General features: G+C 63.4%; 17 protein-coding genes. 5 read left to right on the top strand and 12 right to left on the bottom strand.

Features of this window, described 5'->3' with window-relative positions; all coding sequences use genetic code 11:
• Positions 1-145: 145 nt before the first annotated feature.
• The 3 genes from NKH06_RS31280 to NKH06_RS31270 all read right to left on the bottom strand — a co-directional run bounded on the left by NKH06_RS31280 (position 146) and on the right by NKH06_RS31270 (position 2,376).
• On the bottom strand, positions 146-895 hold the full coding sequence (locus NKH06_RS31280) for an enoyl-CoA hydratase-related protein (protein ID WP_352895048.1): 750 nt from the start codon (positions 893-895) through the stop codon (positions 146-148).
• A 14-nt stretch (positions 896-909) separates the two neighbouring features.
• Positions 910-1,548, bottom strand: a complete 639-nt coding sequence (locus NKH06_RS31275; protein WP_352631080.1) for an acyl-homoserine-lactone synthase — start codon at positions 1,546-1,548, stop codon at positions 910-912.
• 96 nt (positions 1,549-1,644) lie between these two features.
• The gene (locus NKH06_RS31270) at positions 1,645-2,376 is read right to left on the bottom strand and encodes a helix-turn-helix transcriptional regulator (RefSeq protein WP_023811347.1); all 732 of its coding nucleotides are present in this window, start codon (positions 2,374-2,376) and stop codon (positions 1,645-1,647) included.
• A gap of 248 nt (positions 2,377-2,624) precedes the next feature.
• Between NKH06_RS31270 and NKH06_RS31265 the strand changes: the two genes are divergently transcribed.
• Positions 2,625-3,473, top strand: coding sequence for an ABC transporter substrate-binding protein (locus NKH06_RS31265; protein ID WP_352631078.1), 849 nt, complete (start codon positions 2,625-2,627; stop codon positions 3,471-3,473).
• Between the two features lie 61 nt (positions 3,474-3,534).
• Here the strand turns inward: NKH06_RS31265 and NKH06_RS31260 are convergent, their stop codons facing one another.
• Entirely contained in the window at positions 3,535-3,942 is a 408-nt protein-coding gene (locus NKH06_RS31260) for a tellurite resistance TerB family protein (RefSeq protein ID WP_281040482.1), read from the bottom strand.
• A 165-nt stretch (positions 3,943-4,107) separates the two neighbouring features.
• Between NKH06_RS31260 and NKH06_RS31255 the strand changes: the two genes are divergently transcribed.
• Positions 4,108-5,754, top strand: a complete 1,647-nt coding sequence (locus tag NKH06_RS31255; protein WP_352895045.1) for a lysine--tRNA ligase — start codon at positions 4,108-4,110, stop codon at positions 5,752-5,754.
• Here the strand turns inward: NKH06_RS31255 and NKH06_RS31250 are convergent.
• From NKH06_RS31250 to NKH06_RS31215, 8 genes are all read right to left on the bottom strand, one after another.
• Positions 5,720-6,571 carry a thermonuclease family protein gene (locus NKH06_RS31250; RefSeq protein ID WP_352895044.1) on the bottom strand — a complete coding sequence of 284 codons (852 nt, stop codon included), beginning with the start codon at positions 6,569-6,571 and terminating at the stop codon, positions 5,720-5,722. The genes NKH06_RS31255 and NKH06_RS31250 overlap by 35 nt on opposite strands.
• A gap of 9 nt (positions 6,572-6,580) precedes the next feature.
• Positions 6,581-7,249, bottom strand: coding sequence for a S24 family peptidase (locus tag NKH06_RS31245; protein WP_352773360.1), 669 nt, complete (start codon positions 7,247-7,249; stop codon positions 6,581-6,583).
• A gap of 115 nt (positions 7,250-7,364) precedes the next feature.
• Complete coding sequence (locus NKH06_RS31240) at positions 7,365-7,919, bottom strand: thioesterase family protein (RefSeq protein ID WP_352610729.1); 555 nt, start codon at positions 7,917-7,919, stop codon at positions 7,365-7,367.
• A gap of 65 nt (positions 7,920-7,984) precedes the next feature.
• Positions 7,985-10,204, bottom strand: a complete 2,220-nt coding sequence (locus NKH06_RS31235; protein WP_352773363.1) for a 3-hydroxyacyl-CoA dehydrogenase NAD-binding domain-containing protein — start codon at positions 10,202-10,204, stop codon at positions 7,985-7,987.
• A gap of 14 nt (positions 10,205-10,218) precedes the next feature.
• Positions 10,219-11,427: an acetyl-CoA C-acetyltransferase gene (locus NKH06_RS31230; protein WP_352439631.1), complete on the bottom strand. Its 1,209-nt coding sequence runs from the start codon at positions 11,425-11,427 to the stop codon at positions 10,219-10,221.
• A 33-nt stretch (positions 11,428-11,460) separates the two neighbouring features.
• Positions 11,461-12,630 (bottom strand): acyl-CoA dehydrogenase family protein, encoded by a 1,170-nt coding sequence (locus tag NKH06_RS31225; RefSeq protein WP_023811355.1) that lies wholly within the window; start codon positions 12,628-12,630, stop codon positions 11,461-11,463.
• 121 nt (positions 12,631-12,751) lie between these two features.
• Positions 12,752-14,563, bottom strand: coding sequence for an acyl-CoA dehydrogenase (locus NKH06_RS31220; protein WP_352439632.1), 1,812 nt, complete (start codon positions 14,561-14,563; stop codon positions 12,752-12,754).
• 270 nt (positions 14,564-14,833) lie between these two features.
• Entirely contained in the window at positions 14,834-15,292 is a 459-nt protein-coding gene (locus tag NKH06_RS31215) for a MerR family transcriptional regulator (RefSeq protein WP_128304373.1), read from the bottom strand.
• A 454-nt stretch (positions 15,293-15,746) separates the two neighbouring features.
• On the opposite strand from NKH06_RS31215, the gene NKH06_RS31210 reads away from it, so the two are divergent.
• The 3 genes from NKH06_RS31210 to NKH06_RS31200 all read left to right on the top strand — a co-directional run bounded on the left by NKH06_RS31210 (position 15,747) and on the right by NKH06_RS31200 (position 21,714).
• Positions 15,747-19,808, top strand: a complete 4,062-nt coding sequence (locus NKH06_RS31210) for a peptidoglycan-binding protein (protein ID WP_352895041.1) — start codon at positions 15,747-15,749, stop codon at positions 19,806-19,808.
• 191 nt (positions 19,809-19,999) lie between these two features.
• Positions 20,000-20,923 carry a sulfite exporter TauE/SafE family protein gene (locus NKH06_RS31205; RefSeq protein ID WP_023811359.1) on the top strand — a complete coding sequence of 308 codons (924 nt, stop codon included), beginning with the start codon at positions 20,000-20,002 and terminating at the stop codon, positions 20,921-20,923.
• A complete protein-coding gene (locus NKH06_RS31200) occupies positions 20,923-21,714 on the top strand; it encodes a TIGR02186 family protein (protein ID WP_027161734.1) in 792 nt (263 codons plus the stop codon). The genes NKH06_RS31205 and NKH06_RS31200 overlap by 1 nt, the downstream gene beginning before the upstream one ends.
• The last annotated feature ends 159 nt before the right edge of the window (positions 21,715-21,873 follow it).

Raw genomic sequence — 21,873 nt, 5'->3', positions numbered from 1 at the left:
CCCCTTCGCGGGCCGCCCCCCCAAAAACCCCCCCCACCACACACACCACACCCGCCGCCCCCGCCCCAATACCCCCGCCACCCCGTTCTCCCGCTCCCCCCCCGGCGCGCTGTGCCCCGCGGGCCGCGTTCCTTGATGCTTTCGCTCAGGCCGCGAGCCGGGCGATGCGCTGCAATCGCCGCAGCGTGGTGTCGTCCTGCAGCGCCTGCTGGAAAAGCGAAATCTCCTGATCGATGCGGTCGCAGAGGGCCTCGGTGTTCCCCTTCAGCAGGCCGCGCGTCTGCAGCAAGGCGGCGACCGGCTTCTTGACGAGTTGTCTTGCCCGGCCGAGAGCCGCCTCCTCGACGGTGCCTCCCGGCACGATCTCCGCGACAAGGCCGAGCGACCTGGCATCTTCGGCGCGAAGCGTGTCGCCGAGGCAGAAGAAGCGGAAGGCACCGGCATAGCCGAGCTTCTGCGGCGCCAGGATGCTGGTCGCCGCATCCGGCACCAGGCCGAAATCGACGAACGGCACCCTGAACGTGCTCTCATCGGACGCGATCACCATGTCGCAATGGAACAGGATGGTGCAGCCGACACCGACGGCATCGCCATCGACGCAGGCAAGGATGGGCTTGGGAAACGTCGCCAGCGTGCGGAACAGGTCGGTGACGGCGGCAATCAGTTTCTGGTGCTTGGTGGCGTCGAGGAATTCGGAGAAGTCGCCGCCCAGGCAGAAACAGCCTGCCAGGCCGCGCAGCACGACGACGCGAACCTCCTCATTATCGGCGGCTTCATGGAAGGTCCTTGCCAGGCTTTCATAGGCCCTCCTGTCCAGCACCGGCCGGCCGTCACTCGACGACACGGTGACGACCAGCGTGTGGTTGCGAAGTTCAGGTTGCGGATGTGTGCTCATGGCTGTCTCCGATCTCATGACGCACGCCTTTGCCCGAGCATGTCAGGATATCCCCTGGCCAGCACGGGAGCAAAATGATTGCGGCGCGACCGCACCACATCGAGGGTGTGTTCGTTGAAGGTGAGCAAAGTGGCGACGACCTGCTGGTTGCCATAGGTGCGCTGATAGCCCAGCGGGGTCGCCAGGAAATGCAGTTGCAAGGCGCGCAGCACCCACATCGGCTCGAACTCGATGATCACCTTGTCGACGCCGCGCTTCAGCCCCCACTCGACGAAACCGGCAATCAGTTCGGTGCCGACGGTCGAAACGCCGCGACGGCCGTCACGAAAACCGGGAGCTACCGCGTAGCGGGTCAATTCCCAGATGTTTGGACCCGATGGCGGCGTTCCTTCGGAAAGATCGGCCAAGACCTCGGTCAGCAGATGTGGCCGCGTCGTCGGCAACATCCTCTGATAACCCGCCACTTCACCGCCCCTGATGACGATCTGATGGACCGCCTCGTCGTGATCGAACTGGTCGAGTTCGAGCCCGTCGGGGCGCCTGAGGTCATCCCACCCCATCTCTTCGACGAATATCTTGTAGCGCAACCGATGGACGGCCTCCCAAAGGTCGGGACGTTCCATCAATTCCTGGGTTGTAAGGGAAAAAAGCATTCCGCCGTCTCCTGCGTTCAGAGGAAGATACGGCCGTGCTTTGATGAGAAAATTGCGTGATCGCGTAGGCAAAAATTCCAGGTCGGCACGGCCGACCTAACTAATGTAGCCGCGCCGTATCGCTTCCGCGACGGCCTGCACCCTGTTGACGGCACCTAGTTTGCTTTTGGCGTTAAGAAGATGTTTCTCCGAGGTGTGTTCGGAAATGCCGAGGATTTGCGAAATCTCCCATTCGGACTTGCCGACGGCGGCCCATTGCAGGCATTCGCGCTCGCGCGGCGTCAGCACGATATGATCGATGGTGCTGTTCGCCATGGTGTGGAGTTGCATGGCGCGGCCGACCGCGTAGGTCGAGACCAGCGACACCTGGCCGAATTCGGCGACGGACAATTCCACGGCCTCGCCGCCGAGCGACACCATGACGATCTGGCCGTCGAGCGTGATCAACGGAAAGGCCAATCCATCACGCAGTTTGAAGGCGCCGGCATCGCCCATCACTTCGCCGCTGCTCTTGTCGATGCGGATGCCCTGCGACGCCTCGTGCCACTGGAAGGGCGCCTGCAACTGTTTCATATGGCTGACGACGGGGTCATGATCGACATAGTTGCGCGCGACATAGCGCTCCAGCCACTCTCCCGGCCAATCGCAGAGAAGCACATGCTGCTTTTGCTGGCCGGCCGGCGTGCCTGGCTGCGGTACGGTTCCAGCCATCAGTGCGGTGAGACCGAAATCCGATGTTATGCCCAGCAGCCTTTCACAGACCGCCGCCGCCGTTGCGGCGTGCTGCAGTTGGTCTATGTATTCCAGCGTGCGATCGAACTGACCCATCGCAACATCAACCCCATGTTGCCTCGTGCATTGCGGCCAATGATGCGTGCCTGATTTACACTTCGCCACCGACCACGGATTGCAAATCGCATACTTATTTTGTGGCTTCCCTCACCGAGGCGGCCGGAGCTGATTTGCAAACCGGTTGAATCATATCCTGAAATCGGCGGGTTGAAATCAAAAACCATTGTGCCTGTACCATTTTCGTACCAAAACCGGTGCGAGCACGACTGTGGCGGAGTTTTATCTTGGCGTTCCGGTGGAGATCCTTCGCCTTTGCGATGCTGATCGGATTGCTGTCGTTCGCCGACGGCGCGCGCGCCGCGGCGCCTCAGGTTCCGATGCTGTGGGATGCCAAGGAGCGGCTGCCCAAACCAGACCTTTCGACGCTGCCCCGGCTGAGATTCCTGACCACCACGGACTTCCCGCCCTTCAACTTCCTCGACGGTGCGGGAAAGCTGTCCGGCTTCCATATCGATCTGGCACGCGCCATCTGCGCCGAGCTTGGCATCGTCGAAAAATGCCAGATCCAGGCCCTGCCTTGGGCCGAGCTGGAAGGCGCACTGCGGAAAGACGAAGGCGAGGCGATCATCGCCGGCATCGCCGCAACACCGGAATCGCGCACGACCTACGCCTTCTCGCGCTCCTATCTACAGTTTCCAGCGCGCTTCATCATGCCGAAGAGCAAGGCACTGACCGAGCCCGTCTTTGACAAATTGCACGGCAAGCGTGTCGGCGTGATTTCAGGCTCGGCGCATGAGCGCATGCTGCGCGACTATTTCAGCACGGTTCAGGTCATCCCTTTCGACAGGCCGGAAGACCTCTATGCCGATCTCAAGGCCGGCAAGGTCGACGCCGCCTTCGGCGACGGCATGCGCCTGGCTTTCTGGCTGGGCGGCTCGGACGCGGCGGGCTGCTGCCGCTTTGCCGGCGGGCCCTATCTGGCGCCCGAATATCTGGGCACTGGCATGGCCATCGCCACCAAAGCGGACAATCCGGCGCTGGCCGCCGCGATCGATTACGCGCTGCAGGAAATTTCGATGAAAGGCACGTTCGCCGAATTTTATCTGCGCTATTTTCCGGTGAGCTTTTTCTGATCCGGTTCCGGTCAGCTTTGCCGGCCTGAGCTGAATCTCAACGACGCCCGGCCAAGGGCTTTCAGGTCAGCGTGCGCAGCCGCGCTTTGGCCGCGCGGCCTATGGCAGCGACCGTCAGCGTGTCGAGATCGAGCTGCCGACGGATCAGCTGCAGCACCCGCACCTCTTCCATGCGCATTTCGAGGTCGACGGCGGCAACCTCGAAGGCGGCGGCATAGGCGGTGTCGCGCAGCCGCTCAGGCAAGACCTCGGCGACTTCAGCCAGCACGCCCTCCAGCCCATGCTTTTCGTGCAGGCGCTTCTGGCAGTCCTGGGCGACGCCGACAAGCCTGTCGTGGTTGAAGTCCTCGAACACCGGCCAGGAGCGGACAACCTCGCCGATCCGCGCCAGTTCGACATCGGTCATGTCGCGGTCGGAGGCCGAGGTGATGACCATCAGATAGATCAGGGCTTCATGAGGTGTCGGCAATTTTTTCTCCTTGAACCGGGCCTCGAAGTTAGGAACGCCCGTTCTGCACCGCAAGGAAAAAGCGCCGCACGCGTTGACGCTCCGGCGCTGCACGCCTAGAGACCGGTTGAAAACCCCTTGCTGCGGCCCGCCTGCGGGCCGGCAAATGATTTGGAAAACTGTGACATGGCGGGATCAAACATCATCGATCTCAATCCCGAGGTGCTGGCGGCCGCAGCCGAGAGCAAGGCGTGGCCGTTCGAGGAAGCCAAAAAGATAATCGAGCGCTACAAAGGCGCCGACTTTCCGCAAACGATCCTGTTCGAGACGGGCTACGGACCGTCCGGCCTGCCGCATATCGGCACATTCGGCGAGGTGGCGCGCACGTCGATGGTGCGCCATGCCTTCCGCGTCCTGACGCAGGACAAGGTTGCGACCAAGCTGCTGTGCTTTTCCGACGATATGGACGGCATGCGCAAGATACCCGACAGCGTGCCGGATCGCGCCGCTCTCGAGCAGCATTTGCACAAGCCGCTGTCGTCGGTCCCCAATCCATTCGGCGGCGATTATGCGAGCTTCGCCGATCACAACAACGCGATGCTTTGCCGCTTCCTGGATACGTTCGGCTTCGACTACGAGTTCGCCAGCGCGACGCAGTATTACAAGTCTGGCCGCTTCGACGCGATGCTGCTGCGCGCCGCCGAACGCTATGACCAGATTATGGCGGTGATGCTGCCGACGCTCGGCCCCGAGCGGCAGGCGACCTACAGCCCGTTCCTGCCGATTTCGCCGAAGAGCGGCCGCGTGCTCTACGTGCCGATGAAGCATGTCGACGCCAAGGCCGGCACCATCACCTTCGACGACGAGGGCACCGAGACGACGCTTTCGATTGCCGGCGGCCGCGTGAAGCTGCAGTGGAAGCCGGATTTCGGCATGCGCTGGGCAGCGCTCGGCGTCGATTTCGAGATGTTCGGCAAGGATCACCAGACCAATGCAGTGGTCTACGACCGCATCTGCAACATTCTGGGCGGGCGGGCGCCGGAGCACTTCGTCTACGAACTGTTCCTCGACGAGAACGGCCAGAAGATTTCGAAGTCGAAAGGCAACGGGCTGACCATCGACGAGTGGCTGACCTATGCGCCGACCGAAAGCCTCGGGCTCTACATGTACCAGCGGCCGCGGCAGGCCAAGAAGCTGTATTTCGACGTCATCCCGCGGGCCGTGGACGAATACTATACGTTCCTCGCCGCCTATCCCCGGCAGGACTGGAAGGAACGGCTGGGCAATCCGGTCTGGCACATGCATGACGGCAACCCGCCCGCGATCGACATGCCGGTGCCGTTCTCGCTGCTGCTCAATCTGGTCAGCGCCTCCAACGCGCAGAACAAGGATGTGCTGTGGGGGTTCATTTCACGTCATACGCAAGGCGTGACGCCAAAGACGCATCCCGAGCTCGACCGGCTGGTCGGCCATGCGATCCGCTATTTCGACGATTTCGTGAAGCCGACGAAAACCTTCCGGCCCGCCGACGAGGTCGAGCGCGAAGCGCTGGCAGCCCTCGACGAAGCGCTTGGCGCGCTGCCGGTGGACGCCAGCGGCGAAGCGATCCAGAACGCCTCGCTCAATGTCGCACGCAGGATCGAGCGCTATCAGGATCATTCCAAGCAGAGCCCGGAAGGCGGCCCCGGCGTATCGGGCGCCTTCTTCCAGATGATCTACCAGGTGCTGATCGGCCAGGAGCGCGGCCCGCGCTTCGGCTCGTTCGCAGCACTCTATGGCGTTGCCGAGACACGTGCGCTCATTGAGCGGGCGCTGGCTGGTCAGCTGGCTTGAGCACGCCGTCGGCCTCTTCCAGGATCGAACTCGGCGCCTGAGGCGCCGGGCTCGGTGCGGCCGGCATCGCCGGCAGGCCGGAAAGGTTCGGCGCCGACCCAAAAATGCCCTTCTTCGCCGTGCGTGCCTTGTCGCCGGCCTCGACATAGGGCCCACCCTTGGCGGCGCGCGCCCAGCCATTTTCGACCAGCCACTGACCGACATCCTGCTTGCCGATCCGGCACTCGGCTGCGATCAGGTCGCGGCCACCCTGCGGCGGCACCGTGCAGACCACCGCGCGGCCGCGCAGGAAGGCGCGGAACGCCGTCCGCGCCCGGACGCCGCATGGCCAGGGCTTGCCGTCCTCGCTGCAGGTCTCGTCCTGCCTGACGATGTCGATGCCGGAAACCGCGACCGAGTAACCCTTCGCCTCGATCAGGCCGGCGGCCGATGCGACCGGCTGGAACAGCTTTGTGCCGTTCCAATCGTCAGGCATTTTCGGCTTGGGTGGCACAGCCAGCGCGAGCTTGCTCAACGGCTCGCGCGGCTCGACCCGTTCAAGCCCGTCGGCGGGCAGTTCCGGCGGCGCGACGATTTCGGGATCGATTGCCCTTGAATGCGGCCCCGGCTTCGGCGCCTGTGGAGCTGCGATGGCTGAGGTGGCCGGCTCCTGCGGCACCGTCCCGGCAGCCTGCTGCGCCATCGTATCGGCGCCCGGATCAAGCTGGTCCACCGTGACGACGCTGTCGCTTCCTTTCAGCGTGCGACCGCCAGCGACGACCATGGCCGCCATCACAGGGAGCATCAGAACCGCCAGCGCATGATGGAGAAGCCGCACCAGCTTGACCTATTGGCTTGCCCAGACAATCCGCGCCACCCACTCGACATCGCGCATGGGAATGTCGCGGTCGGGATGATCGGGATTGAGCGAGACCAGCGCAATCGACTTGACGCTCTGGCGCTCGAGCACCTTGGCCATCACCTCGCCTGATGTGGTCTTGACAACGACGCGATCGCCCTTGCGGGTGACGGCGCCCGGTTCGACGATGAGGACGTCGCCATTGCGGTAGAGCGGCAGCATGGAATCGCCCTGCACCTGCAGCGCGTAGGAGCTCTCGGTCGATTGCGCCGGCAGTTCGACCAGATCCCAACCCTGCCCGACTGGAAAGCCGGCATCGTCGAAGAAGCCGCCGGCGCCGGCTTGGGCAAAGCCGAGCAACGGCACGGAGCTTCTGCGGGCGACCGAAGCGGCATGGCTGGTCGAAGCACCATTGCTTATTCCGGGCCGGCCTTCGATCAGACCGGTGAATTCGTCGAGTGAGGCGCCCGTTGCCTCGATGATCTTGGCCAGTGATTCGGTCGAGGGCCAGCGCGGCCGGCCATCCGACGACAAACGCTTCGACTTGTTGAAGGCAGTGGAATCGAGCCCCGCACGCTTGGCCAAACCCGAGGCCGAAAGCGAATAGCGCTTGGCAAGAGCATCGATGGCAGCCCAGACTCGGTCGTGCGAGAGCATGCTCGCTCTCCTTCGGTGCAGGAAAAAATACCTTTCCCTTCTAGTCTTGGAATGTCGTTTTGTCCACCGGTCGTGGAGTGGTTGCAAACGTTCCCGTCGATCGCGGAAAGTCCGATTACCGGGATCGATCGACGCCCTTGGCCAAGCTGCGCAGACCCTGGTGCGATGTCATGAAAATCCGCTCCGTTTGCGTCGGTGGCCGAGGGTTCACGGCACGACCAAGTGCCGAAACCACCTCGTCAATCTCAAGAAAGTTGCGAGCCTTGCGATCGTAGACGCCGGCTGTCGTCAGGATCAACGCGGCCGTCTCGCTATTGTCGAGGACGAAGCGGTGCTTGCCGACAACCTGGGTGCCTTCCCAGGTCTCGATCGAGGACACCACTTCGAAGCGGCGCCAAAGCCTGATCTCGCGTGCATAGACCGCCTGCAGTCCGCCCATCATCGGCGCCCAGCCATTCTTCCTTGCCAGCGTGATGAGGCCTGCACGAACAAACAGGTCGATGCGGCCGAGATCGGCCAGCATCATGTATCGCGCATTGTTGAGATGGATGTTGAAATCGATGTCGGTCGGCAGGCAGCGGAAAGCCAGCCGGCCTTCGCCGCCCATCACGTAGGGGCCACGGCTGCGTGCCGTGGCCATCATGCGCACCATGCGCGCCCAGACATACATTACAGCGCCCCGTGTCCTCTTGGACGCGCAAAGGTCGCTGCAAGACGCTTGATTTTGCTCATGCGTCAGGCTGCCTGCTTCACGTCGCCTTTCGCATAGGGATCGAAACGCTGGTAGAAGCTCTCGCCCTTCTCGGCCATGTCGAGCAGCAGCTTGGGCGCCTTGAACTCGGCGCCGTATTTCTTCTGCAAGCCCTTGGCGATCTTGACGAATGCCTTGGCGCCGATGCCGTCGATGTAGGACAGCGCACCGCCGGTGTAGGGAGCGAAGCCGAAAGCGAGGATCGAGCCGACATCGGCCTCGCGCGGGTCGGTGACGATGCCTTCTTCCATCACCCGCGCCGCTTCCAGCGCGATGGTGACCAGCAGCCGCTGCTGCAGTTCCCCATAATCGACCTTCTCGGGTGCAAGCTGCGGATAGAGATCCTTAAGGCCCGGCCACAGCTTCTTCTTGGCGGGCTTCGCCGGGTAATCGTAAAAACCCTTGCCGTTCTTGCGGCCGAAGCGGCCGTGATCGTCGACCATGGTGTTGATCAGCGCCATCTGCTTGGGATCGACCGCCTTGTCGCCCAAATCCCTGATGGTCTGCTTCATGATCTTCTGGGCAAGGTCGATGGCCGTCTCGTCGGTCAGCGCCAGGGGGCCGACCGGCATGCCGGCCGCCTTCGCCGCGTTCTCGATCATCGGCGCGGGAACGCCCTCGATCAGCATCTTGTAGGCTTCCGACATGTAGCGCAGCACGCAGCGATTGACGTAGAAGCCGCGCGTGTCGTTGACGACGATCGGCGTCTTCTTGATGGCGCGAACGAAGTCGATCGCGGTGGCCAGCGCCTTGTCGCCGGTCTTCTTGCCCAAAATAATCTCGACCAGCATCATCTTGTCGACCGGCGAGAAGAAATGGATGCCGATGAAATTCTTCGGCCGCGCAGAATTCTTCGCCAGGCCGGTGATCGGAATGGTCGAGGTGTTCGACGCGAAGATCGCCGATGGCTTCAGCACGGCTTCCGCCTGTTCGGTGGCGCTCTTCTTCACGCTCGAATCCTCGAAAACGGCCTCGACCACCAGATCGCAGCCGGCAAGGTCGGCATAGTCCGCCGTCGGCGTGATCAGCGACAGCAGTTTGTCCTTGTCCTCCGGCTTGGCGCGGCCCTTCTTAACTTGATCCGAGATCAGGCCGTCGGAATGCGCCTTGCCCTTGGTCGCCGACTCCAGATCACGGTCGAGCAGCACCACCGGGATGCCGGCCTTGGCGGTGACATAGGCGATGCCCGCGCCCATGAAGCCGGCCCCGAGAATGCCGATCTTCTTGAATTTGGTTTCCGGCACGCCGGCCGGGCGGCGGGCGCCCTTGTTCAGTTCCTGCAGCGACACGAACAGCGAGCGGATCATCGCCGCCGCTTCCCTGGTCTGCATGATCTCGGTGAAATAGCGCTGCTCGATGCGCAAGGCGGTGTCGAACGGCACCAGCAGGCCTTCATAGACGCATTTGAGGATCGCGGCGGCGGCCGGATAATTGCCGTAGGTCTCGCGACGCAGGATGGCGATGGCCGGTGGCCACAGATTGGCGCCCGCCACCGAGTAGATCGGGCCGCCGGGCAGCTTGAAACCTTTCTCGTCCCATGGCGCCACCGGCTTCAGGCCATTCCTGATCATCGCCTTGGCGGTCTCGACCAGTCTGACCGGCTCGGCGATCTCATGGATCAGGCCCATAGACTTGGCTTTCTGCGGCGACAGTGTCTGGCCGGAGGTCAGCATCTGCAGCGCCTGCTGCTGATCGGTCAGCCGCGGTACGCGCTGGGTGCCGCCGGCGCCGGGGAAGATGCCGATCTTCACCTCGGGAAGCGCCATTTTTACCTTGTCGCTGTCGGCGGCGACACGGCCGTGGCAGGCGAGCGACAATTCGAAGGCGCCGCCCATGCAGGTGCCGTTGATCGCCGACACCCACGGCTTTCCGCAAGTTTCCAGCTTGCGGAACAGGCCGGTCATCATGCCGGCATTGTCGAACAGCGCCTTGGTCGCCTTTTCGGCGTCCTTGCCCTTTTCCGCAGCGAAGGTCGTCAGCATCTTCTGCAGCAGGGTGATGTCTGCACCGCCGGAGAAGGTATCCTTGCCGGAAGTGATCACGGCGCCCTTGATGGCGGCATCACCAGCCACCTTGTCGACAATGGCGTTCAATTCCCGCATCGCCTCTTCGGTGAAAACGTTCATCGAGCGGCCAGGCATGTCCCAGGTGACCAGCGCAATGCCGTCGGCGTCGATGTCGAGGGTGAAATTGGTGTAGCTCATCGTTTCTCTCCCCGTCAGACGCGTTCGATGATGGTTGCGGTTCCCATGCCAGCGCCGATGCACAGCGTCACCAGAGCGGTGTTGAGATCGCGGCGCTCGAGTTCATCCAGCACCGTGCCGAAGATCATCGCGCCGGTGGCGCCGAGCGGATGACCCATAGCGATAGCACCGCCATTGACGTTGATCTTGTCGTGATCGATGTCGAACGCCTGCATGTAGCGCAGCACCACCGAAGCGAAGGCTTCGTTGAGCTCGAACAGGTCGATGTCCGAGAGCTTCATCTTGGCGCGCTTCAACAGCTTCTCGGTGACGTCGACCGGGCCGGTCAGCATCAGCACCGGCTCGGAGCCGATGTTGGCGAAGGTGCGGATGCGGGCGCGCGGCTTCAGCCCCATCGCCTTGCCCGCCTTCTTCGAACCGAGCAGCACGGCGGCGGCGCCATCGACGATGCCGGAGGAATTGCCGGCATGATGGACGTGATTGACCTCTTCCACCTCGGGATGCTTCTGCACGGCGACGGCATCGAAGCCGCCCATTTCGCCTGGCAAGACGAAGGACGGGTTGAGCGAGGCCAGCGACTGCATGTCGGTGGACGGGCGCATGTGTTCGTCATGGTCGAGGATGGTCAGGCCGTTCTGGTCCTTGATCGGGACGACGGAATTCTTGAAGCGGCCATCGGCCCAGGATTTGGCGGCGCGCTTCTGGCTCTCGACCGCATAGGCGTCGACGTCGTCTCTGCTGAAGCCGTATTTGGTGGCGATCAGGTCGGCCGAGATGCCTTGCGGCACGAACCAGCCGGGCAGGCCGACCGAAGGATCCATGAACCAGGCGCCGCCCGAGGCGCCCATGCCGACACGCGACATCGATTCGACGCCGCCGGCAATGACGATCTCATCGGCGCCCTGCGCGATCTTGGCGGCGCCGAAATTGATGGCGTCGAGCCCGGAAGCGCAGAAGCGTGAGATCTGCATGCCGGGCGCCTTGGTGTCGTAGCCGGCCTCGAAGGCGGCGGCGCGCGGAATGACCGAGCCGGCTTCGCCGACCGGATCGACGCAGCCGAAGATGATGTCATCGACATTGCCGGTGTCGAGCCCATTGCGGTCGCGCAGCGCCTCGAGCGTCTTGGCGGCAAGCCGCACCGCCGGCACCTCGTGCAGCGATCCGTCCTTCTTGCCCTTGCCGCGCGGTGTGCGCACAGCGTCATAGACATAAGCTTCAGCCATTTGCTTGCTCCTCGGGTTTGCCGGTCGTTGCCCTCAGAGAGAGCGGCCGATCAGCAATTTCATGATCTCATTGGTGCCGCCGTAGATGCGCTGGACGCGAGCGTCGCGGAACATGCGGGCGATCGGATATTCATTCATGTAGCCATAGCCGCCATGCAGTTGAAGGCATTCGTCGACGACTTTTCCCTGCAGGTCGCTGAGCCAGTACTTGGCCATCGACGCGGTCACAGGATCGAGGCCGCCGGCGATGTGGCGGGTGACGCAATCATTGTAGAAGACGCGGCCGATGGTGGCCTCGGTCTTGAGTTCGGCCAGCTTGAACTGGGTGTTCTGGAAATCGATGATCGCCTTGCCGAACGCCTTGCGCTCCTTGACGTAACGAATAGTCAGCGCCAGCGCCCGCTCGATCATGGCGATGGCACCGGTGCCGATCTGCAGTCGCTCCTGCGGCAGTTGCTGCATCAACTGTACGAAGCCCTGCCCTTCCTCGTGGCCGAGCAGGTTGGAGGTCGGCACGCGCATGTCGTTGAAGAACAGCTCCGACGTGTCGTTGGCCTTGAGCCCGATCTTGTCGAGGTTACGGCCGCGCTGAAAACCTTCGACCTCATCGGTCTCGACGACGATCAGCGAGGTGCCCTTGGCGCCCTTCTCCGGATCGGTCTTGGTGACGACGATGATGAAGTTCGCAAGCTGCCCATTGGTGATGAAGGTCTTGGAACCGTTGATCTTGTACTGGTTGCCATCCTTCTGCGCCCGCGTCTTGACGCCCTGCAGGTCGGAGCCGGCGCCGGGCTCGGTCATGGCGATGGCGCCGATCAGCTCGCCGGTCGCCAGTTTCGGCAGCCATTTCTTTTTCTGCTCCTCGGAGCCGTAGTGGAGGATATAAGGGGCGACGATCGAATTGTGCAGGCCGATGCCGAACCCGTCGACACCGACATGGCCGATGGCCTCGATGATAGCGCTCTCATGCGCGAATGTGCCGCCGGAGCCGCCATATTCCTCCGGCATCGAGGCGCAGAGCAGGCCGGCGGAACCTGCCTTCAGCCAGCTTTCGCGATCGACCATCTCGTTCTTCTCGAACTCGTCGTAGCGCGGCGCGATCTCCTCCGACATGAAGCGATGCGCCATGTCGTAGAGCATGCCGACCTCGTCCGCCGCCCAGGCGGGCTTCGGAAGGCCAAGGATTTCAGCTGGGTTGGTCATGCTGGTATGATACTCCTCCCGAGATGCATCATCGAAGCTGAAGTCGGCGCACTGCCGCAACGACCCCTCCCGGCCCTTCGGGCCACCCTCCCCTCGAGAGGGAGGGGGACGCAGGTCATCTTTAGAACGCTTCCGCCGGCAGTGCCATCAATGTGTCGGCGCCGCTCGAAATGCGGGCGAGATGCGCCGACGTCTCCGGCATGATCCGCTCCATGAAGAAGCGCCCCGTCACGACCTTGTTGTCGTAGAAAGCCACGTTGTTTTCATAAGAGGATTGCGCGCCATTGGCGCCCGTCTTGCCAAGTGCCACCTTGGCCATCTGCGCCCACATATAGCCCAGAGCAACCAGGCCGAAGAGATGCATGTAGTCGGTCGAGGCCGCACCGGCATTGTCGGGCTTGGCCATGCCGTTCTGCACCAGCCACATGGTCGCCGCCTGCAAATCGTTAAGACCTTTCTTCAGCGCCTTGGTGAATGGCGCCATTTTCTCGTCGGAGCGGTTCTCCTCGCAGAACTCACCGACCTCCTTGAAGAAGGCCTGCACGGCGCGGCCGCCATTCAGGCCGAGCTTGCGGCCGACGAGGTCGAGCGCCTGGATGCCGTTGGCGCCTTCATAGATCATGGCGATGCGGGCATCGCGCACGAACTGGCTCATGCCATGCTCTTCTATGTAGCCGTGACCGCCGAACACCTGCTGCGCCATGACGGCGTGGTCGAACCCTTTGTCCGTGAGCACGCCCTTGACCACCGGTGTCATCAGGCCGGTGTAGTCGTCGGCGGCCTGGCGGTCCTTGTCGTCACCCGAGCGGTGAGCGACATCGGACTTGATCGCCGTCCACAGCGCCAGCGCGCGGCCGGCCTCGTTGAAGGCTTTCATGGTCATCAGGCTGCGGCGGATGTCGGGATGGACGATGATCGGGTCGGCCTTCTTGTCCGGCGCCTTCGGCCCCGACAATGAGCGGCCCTGCAAACGGTCCTTGGCGTAGGACACGGCGTTCTGGTAGGCGATCTCCGACAGCGAAAGCCCCTGCAGGCCGACGCCGAGGCGCGCCTCGTTCATCATCGTGAACATCGCCTTCAGGCCGCCATTGGCCTCGCCGAGCAGCGCGCCCTCAGCCTCGTCATAGTTCATGACGCAGGTCGAATTGCCATGGATGCCCATCTTCTCCTCGATCGAGCCGCAGGAGACGGTGTTCCTGGTGCCCGGATTGCCCGACGGGTCGAGCTTGAGCTTCGGCACGATGAACAGCGAGATGCCCTTGACGCCTTCCGGCGCGCCCTCGATGCGGGCCAGAACCAGATGGACGATGTTGTCCGACATGTCGTGTTCGCCGGCCGAGATGAAGATCTTCTGGCCTGAAATTTTATAGGTGCCATCGCCGTTCGGCACCGCCTTTGTCCGCAACAGGCCGAGATCCGTGCCACAATGCGGCTCTGTCAGGTTCATGGTGCCGGTCCAGGCACCCTCGATCATCCTCGGCAACCATGTCGCCTTCTGCTCGTCGGTGCCGTGGGTGATGATCGCGGCGATCGCACCCTGCGTCAGGCCCGGATACATCATCAAGGACATATTGGCCGAGACCATATATTCGGCGACAGCGGTGTGCACGGCATAGGGCAGGCCCTGGCCGCCGAACTCGACGGGTGCGGCCAATCCCATCCAGCCGCCCTCACGATACTGGTCGAAGGCCTCCTTGAAGCCTTTCGGCGTGGTCACCGAGCCATCGTCGTGACGCACACAGCCTTCCATGTCGCCGACACGGTTCAGCGGATGCATGACGTTTTCGGCGAGCTTGGCGCCTTCGGCGAGGATCGCCTCGAGCACATCGGGCGTGGCATCGGCAAATCCGGGAAGGTTCGAATAACGCTGATAACCCAGAACCTCGTTGAGCACGAACAGCGTATCCTGGACCGGAGCCCTGTATGTCGGCATGCTTTTCTCCACCCTGCAAACCCGGTCCGAATACCCCCAAGACAGGCCAGGGCGGCATGCGGACCCATATTGGGAGCGGATAGCAAAAATTGACGTGTGCGTAAACGTCAATTTTTTCGATGCGACAAGATTCCCCGCCCACTGGAGCAATGAGCGTAGCGGCGCGACGTTGCGCAAGCCAGCGCCGAAAGGCCATAAGAGTGGGCCAGGACAACGAAAAGCCGCGTGGCAGGCCACGCGGCTTTGATCGTCAGACAATTGGCGGAGGACTTAGCTGGCGGCGCTCGCCTGCGGTGCCGAACGCTCGCTCAGCATCTGTCGCACCGCCGACATCGAGCCGCTCAGCTCGTTGATGGCGTCGTCGATCAGCGCCTTTTGCTTCTGCAGGCGGGCAAGCTGCTTTTCCGACTTGTCCAGCGCAAGCTTGAGCTGCTTGGTGTTTGAACCGGTCGGATCGTAGAGATCCATCATCTGCTTGACGTCGCGCAACGAGAACCCGACCTTGCGGCCAAGCAGGATCAGCTTGAGGCGGGCCTTGTCGCGGCGCGTGTAGAGACGGGTCGAACCGTCGCGCTGCGGGTTGAGCAGGCCTTTGTCTTCGTAGAAACGCAGCGTGCGCAGCGTCACTCCATATTTCTTCGCCATCTCGCCGATGCGGACGAGGTCCTCGCCGGCTTCGGCAGACATATTGGTATTGGCCGCGGTCTCGCCGGCCGAGATAAGCTTCATGGTCACTGGCTTCCCCGTCTGGTGGCGTCGCGGTCCCGGACCGTGCGTCGCCTGACTGGAAGCGGGGGCCTGCTTCCAGTCGTGGTTTCAACAAACAAATCGCAAACATGCGCTCAATGCGCCTTTTACGTTTACGTCAATTCTATACCGATTGCCGCATGATGACGCAAGGGCGTTCTGCGCGCCGCCCTTTATGCCGCACCGTCAGGCCAGCAGCCGACATCCTTTCAATTTCTTAAGTTTGGTTAACGCGTTGTTTACCACGTTGGGGGAAATGTGGGCGCGTCGGCTACCCGTGTTTATCCTGTATCGAATTTTTCACGGTTTTTCGGAGCGCGGGCGAGAGCCCGGGAAGCTCGTCTTCCGCCGCGGCATCGCCGCCGGTCGCCTTCGTTCCGATAGGGACCTGGGGGAACTGGCCGCGAGCCAGCCATTCTGAAAGACGGACGCACCGATGAACAGCAAGCGGTCCTATCTCGATACACTCAATGCCGGCAGGCAGCGCAGGCCGCAGACCACGCTCGAGCAGTTGAACCAGTCGCTGGAGACGCTGGAGCAGCGGCTGGAGCGGACGCGCGAGGATCCGATGGCACGTCCCGATCCCCGCCAACCAGATCTGCGCCAAACCGATCCCCGCCAATATGCTGCCGACGCGCGCTATCCCGCCGCCCGGCCCTCTGGCCAGCAGCGCTGGTATGAGGACCCGCAGCCCGCGCCGCGTCCGAAGAGCCCGCTGCAGGGAGCCGCCGCTTTCGAGCAGAATTACCAGGCCATTGCCCGCGATATCGATCGCGTGCGCGGCCAGGAGGATGGCGTTGCCATGGTCGGCAAGATCGCCGGCGAATTGCGCGGCATGCGCGAGGAACTGCGCCACCAGATGACCGCAGGTCTGCAGCGGGAATTCGAAGCGCTGCGCAAGGACATCGAGCGGGCTTTCCAGTCAGGCGCAAGGCCCGGTGCTTTGGCCAAGGGCAGTGCTGAACTCGGCCTTGAGTTCGAGCGGCTTTCGGGCGCCATCCAGACCCTGGCCGAGAAGAGCGACGACAGAAGCGTCAACATGCTGCGGCTCGAACTCGAACAGGTCAAAGCCGCACTCGACACGCTGGCACGCGAAGAGAGCGTGCAGAAGGTCGACCGCCGCTGGGACGATTTCGATCGCCGCTGGACGGCGTTCGAAGACCGCGTCGACGCCGACCAGCGCAAGCGCTCGGACGACCCGGGCCTGTCTGCTCTGACGGCCCGGCTGGAGCAAATCAGCAATGCCGTCAACAATTTGCCGGAATCGTTGTCGCTGCGCTCGCTGGAGGAGAAGGTGCGCACGCTTGCCGGCGCTGTCGACCATTTCGCCAGCCAGCAGGACAATCGCGGCAGCGACACACTTGGCATGATCGACGAGCGGCTGGACGAGATCTCCCGCGCCATCGTCGCATCCACGGTCGCGGCGCAAGCCAATTCATTCGACCACGAGGCTTTCGAGCGCATCGAGAGGCGGATCGACTCGCTTGCCAGCCAGATCGAGGAAGTGGCGCAGGATCGTCCAGGCAACGCGGTCATGGACCGGCTGAGCACGCTGTCCGGTCGGGTCGACGAGCTCGGCGGTCGCGCCAATCTGCCCGAGCAGGCGATGGAGCGCCTGGCCAAGCAGATCGCACTCATCGCCGACAAGATCGACCAGGCGCCCGCCATGCCTGACGCCGACTACATCTTCCATGGGCTGGAGCAGCGCTTCGACGTGCTGTCGAGCATGATGGAACGCCGCCAGGGCGACGCCATCGAACAGGGCAACATGCTGTTCCGCGATCTCGAGCGCAGACTGGACGAGGTTGCCGACAGGCTCGACCAGCGCATGCCGCAGGTCGACAGCGCCGGCATCATGGAAGCCATCGATGCCCGCTTTACGGCGCTCGCCAAGCGTATGGAAACGCGTGTGCCCGATCCCGCGGGCGAAGCCGCGATCCGCGGCCTGGAGAGCCGGCTCGAAGACATTTCAAGCCGGCTGGACGCGTCGGCCGCACAGGTCGCCGGCATCGATCCGGCGCTGATCCGCAGCCTGGAAGCACAGGTTGCCGGCCTGTCCGCTCATCTTTCCAAGCCCAGCACCCCGCTGCCGGAATTCGAGGACATCAGCCCGCGTCTCAACGAAATTGAAAAGTCGCTCGCAGGAACCCGCGATTCCATCCTTGGCGCGGCGCGCGAAGCGGCCGAGAACGCAGTGCAATCGCTGGCCGGTTCGAGCGCCAATACGACCGCGGTTTCCGGCCTCGCCCAGGATTTGAAGACACTTGAAACGCTGACGCGGCGCTCCGACGAGCGCAATTCGAGAACGTTCGAGGCCATCCACGACACGTTGCTCAAGATCGTCGACCGGCTAGGTTCGCTCGAACCCGGCGAGCCGGTCGAGGCGATGAGCGAATTGCTGGATGCGGCACCGGCCGAGCCGAGCAACTGGCGCGGCGCCCGGCGGCCCAAAATGGCTGTCGACGCGCCGTCGATGGATATCGATCAGCCCCTGCCATTGACCGGGGACATGGCCGATCTCGATGGCCGTGCCGCCGCCATCCTGCGCAACGAGCCGAGTGCGCGTGGCGACCTGGGTACGCGTGGCGACCTGGGTACGCGTGGCGACCTGGGTATTGGTATCGGCACGCGCACGCCTGCCGAGGCTGCGGCGGCGGCTGCCATGGCCGCGCTCGGTTCGGACACGATCGCCGAGAAAGGCGAACAGGCAGGCGGCCGCAAGTCGTTGTTCGGTGGCCTGGCTCGCGCCTTCAAGGGCAAGAAGGAGGCGGACATGCCGCCACTGGCCGGCTCGGCGCCGAGTGCCCCGATCCCGAGCGTCGATCTCGACGAGCCGCTCGATCCGAAAATGGCCAACCGGCCGCTGGAGCCCGGCTCCGGCGCACCTGACCTCAATGCCATCATGAAGCGCGTGCGTGACGAGCGCGGCCAGCCGGCCAAGCCCAGCGACACCGATGCCGCCAAATCGGATTTCATCGCCGCGGCCCGGCGCCCGGCCCCGGCCGCGGCCGCCGAGGCCGATGCGCTGAAGCGCCAGTCGACGGTGACCGGACCGGTGAAGGCGCTGCGGATCGGCGACCTGCTCAAGGCACGGCGCAAGCCAATCCTGATGGGGACAACCGCGATCCTGCTGGCGCTGGGCGCTCTGCAACTGGGCAAGGCCTTCTTCGCTGATCCGGCCCAGGTGGCGAGCAACGATGTCGCGCCGATCGTCGCCTCGCAGCCGGTGCAGACCGCCTCGCTCGATGCCGCGAGCCAGCCAAAGACGGACGCGCAGCCCGCGGCAGTGGAAAGCGCGCCGGACCATGCCGTCAGACAGGCCGAGCCGTCCGCACCGGCAACCAAGGACGACATGGCCGCGCAAAGCATGATTGCCACGCCGTCAGGCGCCGAGCCGTCGATGGGTGCCGCGCCGACCGCCGAGCCGGTTCCGGCGCCCGTCGCCTTGGCCACATCGGCCGATGCGAACCCAGCGGTGTCCGAGACAACAGCCCCGGCTGCGCCGCCCTCGACCGTTCCGGTCGCCCCGGAAGCTGCCGATACCGACACCGGCATCCAGCCTATGGCGGCAGAGCCGACCATCGCCAAGGACACCACGGGCGCGGTTCCGCCGGTGGACGCTTCGCCGGCGACGACGGCAAAGTTCGACATTCCCGCTGACGCCGGCCCGCCCGCCTTGCGTGATGCCGCCGCCGGCGGCGACGCCAAGGCGCTGTTCGAAATCGGCTCGCGCTATGCCGAGTCGCGCGGCGTCAAGGAAGACATGGCGGCAGCGGCCAAGTGGTACGAGAAATCGGCGGAACTCGGCTTCGCGCCGGCCGAATACCGCATCGGAAATTTCTACGAAAAGGGCGTCGGCGTCGCGCGCGACATCAAGAAGGCGAAGACCTGGTACCAGCTTGCCGCAGCACAGGGCAACGCCAGCGGCATGCACAATCTAGCCGTCCTGTTCGCCATGGCGGCAGACGGCGTGACCGACAATGAATCGGCCGCGCACTGGTTCCAGGCGGCGGCCGATGTCGGCGTCAAGGACAGCCAGTTCAACCTCGGCATCCTCGCCGCTAAGGGCGTCGGCATGAAACAGAACCTCGAGGAATCCTACAAATGGTTCGCGCTTGTCGCCAAGACCGGCGACAAGGATGCGGCGGCCAAGCGTGACGAGATCGCCAATGCGCTGCGGCCCGAGCAGCTCGAACGCGCCCGCGCCGCGACTGAGCTGTGGAAGGCCAAGCCGTTGGATGCGGCGGCCAATTCGGCCGACATTCCTGAATCCTGGCAGGACGGCACACCGCAGACGACAGCCAGCATCGACATGAAGAAGGCCGTCCAGAACATCCAGCGCATTCTCAACAAGAACGGCTACGACGCCGGCGGCGCCGACGGCAAGATGGGCCAGAAGACGAAGACCGCGATCATGGCTTTCCAGACCGACAACAAGATGCCGGCGACCGGCGAAGTCGATGAAAAACTGGTCAAGGCGCTGCTGGCGCGCAAATAACGGCGGAGGCGTCGTTTCCACGACGCCTCTGCCACACATTCGCCTGTTAACTGATTGAGATGTTTTTTGTTTCGGCGGCGTAGCGCGGTTTGACTTCGCAGCACCTCCGGCGCAAGAACGAATTGGCTTGTCGGTCCAAGATGCCCGCAACGGTTGCATTCGCCGACGGCAGAACTGATCGAGACTGACGGGTGGGCATCTATCTCCCGATCGCGGAAATTTCCGTCAATATCTTCGTCCTGCTGGCCATGGGCGCGGCGGTGGGTTTCCTGTCGGGCATGTTCGGCGTCGGCGGCGGCTTCCTCATCACGCCGCTCTTGATCTTCTACAACATACCCCCGGCGATCGCGGTCGCCACCGGCGCCAACCAGGTCATCGCCTCCTCCGTCTCCGGCGTCCTTTCGCACATGAAGCGCGGTACGCTCGATTTCAAGCTCGGCGGGGTGTTGCTGGCCGGCGGCATTGTCGGCTCCACCGGCGGCATCTACGTCTTCGCCTTCCTGCGCCGCCTCGGCCAGCTCGACCTGTTCATCTCGCTGCTCTACGTCGTGCTGCTCGGCACCGTCGGCGGGCTGATGTTGGTCGAAAGCGTCAATGCGCTACGCGCCACGCGCAGCGGTGCGGCGCCGGTGCTGAAGAAATCCGGCCAGCACAACTGGATCCACCGCTTGCCGCTGAAGATGCGGTTCAGGGCGTCAAAACTGTTCGTCAGCGTCATCCCCGTACTTGGCCTTGGCGCCGGTATCGGCTTCCTGTCGTCGATCATGGGCGTCGGCGGCGGCTTCATCATGGTGCCGGCACTGATCTATCTGCTGAAAGTGCCGACCAACGTCGTCATCGGCACCTCGCTGTTCCAGATCATCTTCACCTCCGCCTATACGACGCTGGTCCACGCCACCACCAACCAGACGGTCGATGTCGTGCTGGCCTTCCTGCTGATGGCGGGCGGCGTCGCCGGTGCGCAGTACGGCGCCAAGGCCGGCCAGAGGCTGCGCGGCGAGCAGCTCAGGGCGTTGCTGGCGCTGCTCGTGCTGGCGGTGGCGATACGATTGGCGATCGATCTGTTCGTCACCCCGCCCAACCTCTATTCGCTGTCTGCCGCGGGCCTCAACTGATGAGGGCTCGCAACACATTCGCAACCGCCATTGTCCTGTCGCTGCTTGCGGCCGCCGTGCCGGCGAAGGCACAGGTCCCGCTGACCGAAGGCATCCAGATCGGGCTCTCCACCGACAACGTCTCGATCACCGCCGGCTTTTCCGGGGCCGACCTGACCATCTTCGGTTCGCTGGAAAACCCGGATCCACTCGTCGCGCGCCAAGGCCGTTACGACGTCATCGTCGTGCTCGAAGGTCCGCCCAAGCCGGTGGTGGTGCGCCGCAAGGACAGGGTGCTCGGCGTCTGGGTCAATCTGGACTCCGAGACCTTCGAAAACGTGCCCGTCTCCTATTCGGTGGCGACGACGCGGCCGCTGCAGGACATCACCGAACCCAACAGCTACAAGCAGCTGTCGCTCGGCGCCTCCAACCTCTATATGCAGCCCGCCGATGCCGGCGACAGCCCGGCGACGATCGAGGAGTTCACGGCGGCACTGCGGGAGCGCAAGTCGGCGACCGGCCTCTACAGCGAGAATGTCGGCGGCGTGCAATTTTTGTCGCAGAACCTTTTCCGCGCCACCGTCAGGCTGGCACCGAATGTGCCAGTTGGAACCCATAAAGCCCGCGCGTTCCTGTTCAAGAGCGGCCTGTTCATCAAGGAAAGCTCGGCCCAGCTCGAAATCCGCAAATCCGGTTTCGAACAGTCGATCTTCCGTGTCGCGCACAATTATTCGTTCCTCTATGGCGTCTTCGCGATATCGCTGGCCATGCTGACTGGCTGGCTTGGAAGGCTGATCTTCCGGCGGGACTAATGCATGTCGCCCAAAAGTGGCCCCGGTTTTGGGAGAACGACATGCATCGAATCAAGACCTGAAGTGCGTCGCGGGAATCAGCGGAAAAGCGCCGCACGTCAGAACATTACCCCAAAAGTGGTTAGCCGTTGCCGAGGCAAGCGGGAGTCAGCCCGCCCC

The sequence above is a fragment of the Mesorhizobium sp. M1342 genome, assembly GCF_040317955.1.
GTDB lineage: Bacteria > Pseudomonadota > Alphaproteobacteria > Rhizobiales > Rhizobiaceae > Mesorhizobium.
This window is presented reverse-complemented; position numbering and strand designations above follow the sequence as displayed.

Bases quoted from the DNA above. Each gene is read 5' to 3' on its own strand.
- NKH06_RS31255 (WP_352895045.1), top strand. From the start codon at position 4,108: ATGGCGGGATCAAACATCATCGATCTCAATCCCGAGGTGCTGGCGGCC.
- NKH06_RS31215 (WP_128304373.1), bottom strand. From the start codon at position 15,292: ATGAAGCTTATCTCGGCCGGCGAGACCGCGGCCAATACCAATATGTCT.
- NKH06_RS31200 (WP_027161734.1), top strand. From the start codon at position 20,923: ATGAGGGCTCGCAACACATTCGCAACCGCCATTGTCCTGTCGCTGCTT.
- NKH06_RS31280 (WP_352895048.1), bottom strand. From the start codon at position 895: ATGAGCACACATCCGCAACCTGAACTTCGCAACCACACGCTGGTCGTC.
- NKH06_RS31220 (WP_352439632.1), bottom strand. From the start codon at position 14,563: ATGCCGACATACAGGGCTCCGGTCCAGGATACGCTGTTCGTGCTCAAC.
- NKH06_RS31270 (WP_023811347.1), bottom strand. From the start codon at position 2,376: ATGGGTCAGTTCGATCGCACGCTGGAATACATAGACCAACTGCAGCAC.
- NKH06_RS31230 (WP_352439631.1), bottom strand. From the start codon at position 11,427: ATGGCTGAAGCTTATGTCTATGACGCTGTGCGCACACCGCGCGGCAAG.
- NKH06_RS31225 (WP_023811355.1), bottom strand. From the start codon at position 12,630: ATGACCAACCCAGCTGAAATCCTTGGCCTTCCGAAGCCCGCCTGGGCG.
- NKH06_RS31245 (WP_352773360.1), bottom strand. From the start codon at position 7,249: ATGCTCTCGCACGACCGAGTCTGGGCTGCCATCGATGCTCTTGCCAAG.
- NKH06_RS31240 (WP_352610729.1), bottom strand. From the start codon at position 7,919: ATGTATGTCTGGGCGCGCATGGTGCGCATGATGGCCACGGCACGCAGC.
- NKH06_RS31210 (WP_352895041.1), top strand. From the start codon at position 15,747: ATGAACAGCAAGCGGTCCTATCTCGATACACTCAATGCCGGCAGGCAG.
- NKH06_RS31275 (WP_352631080.1), bottom strand. From the start codon at position 1,548: ATGCTTTTTTCCCTTACAACCCAGGAATTGATGGAACGTCCCGACCTT.
- NKH06_RS31235 (WP_352773363.1), bottom strand. From the start codon at position 10,204: ATGAGCTACACCAATTTCACCCTCGACATCGACGCCGACGGCATTGCG.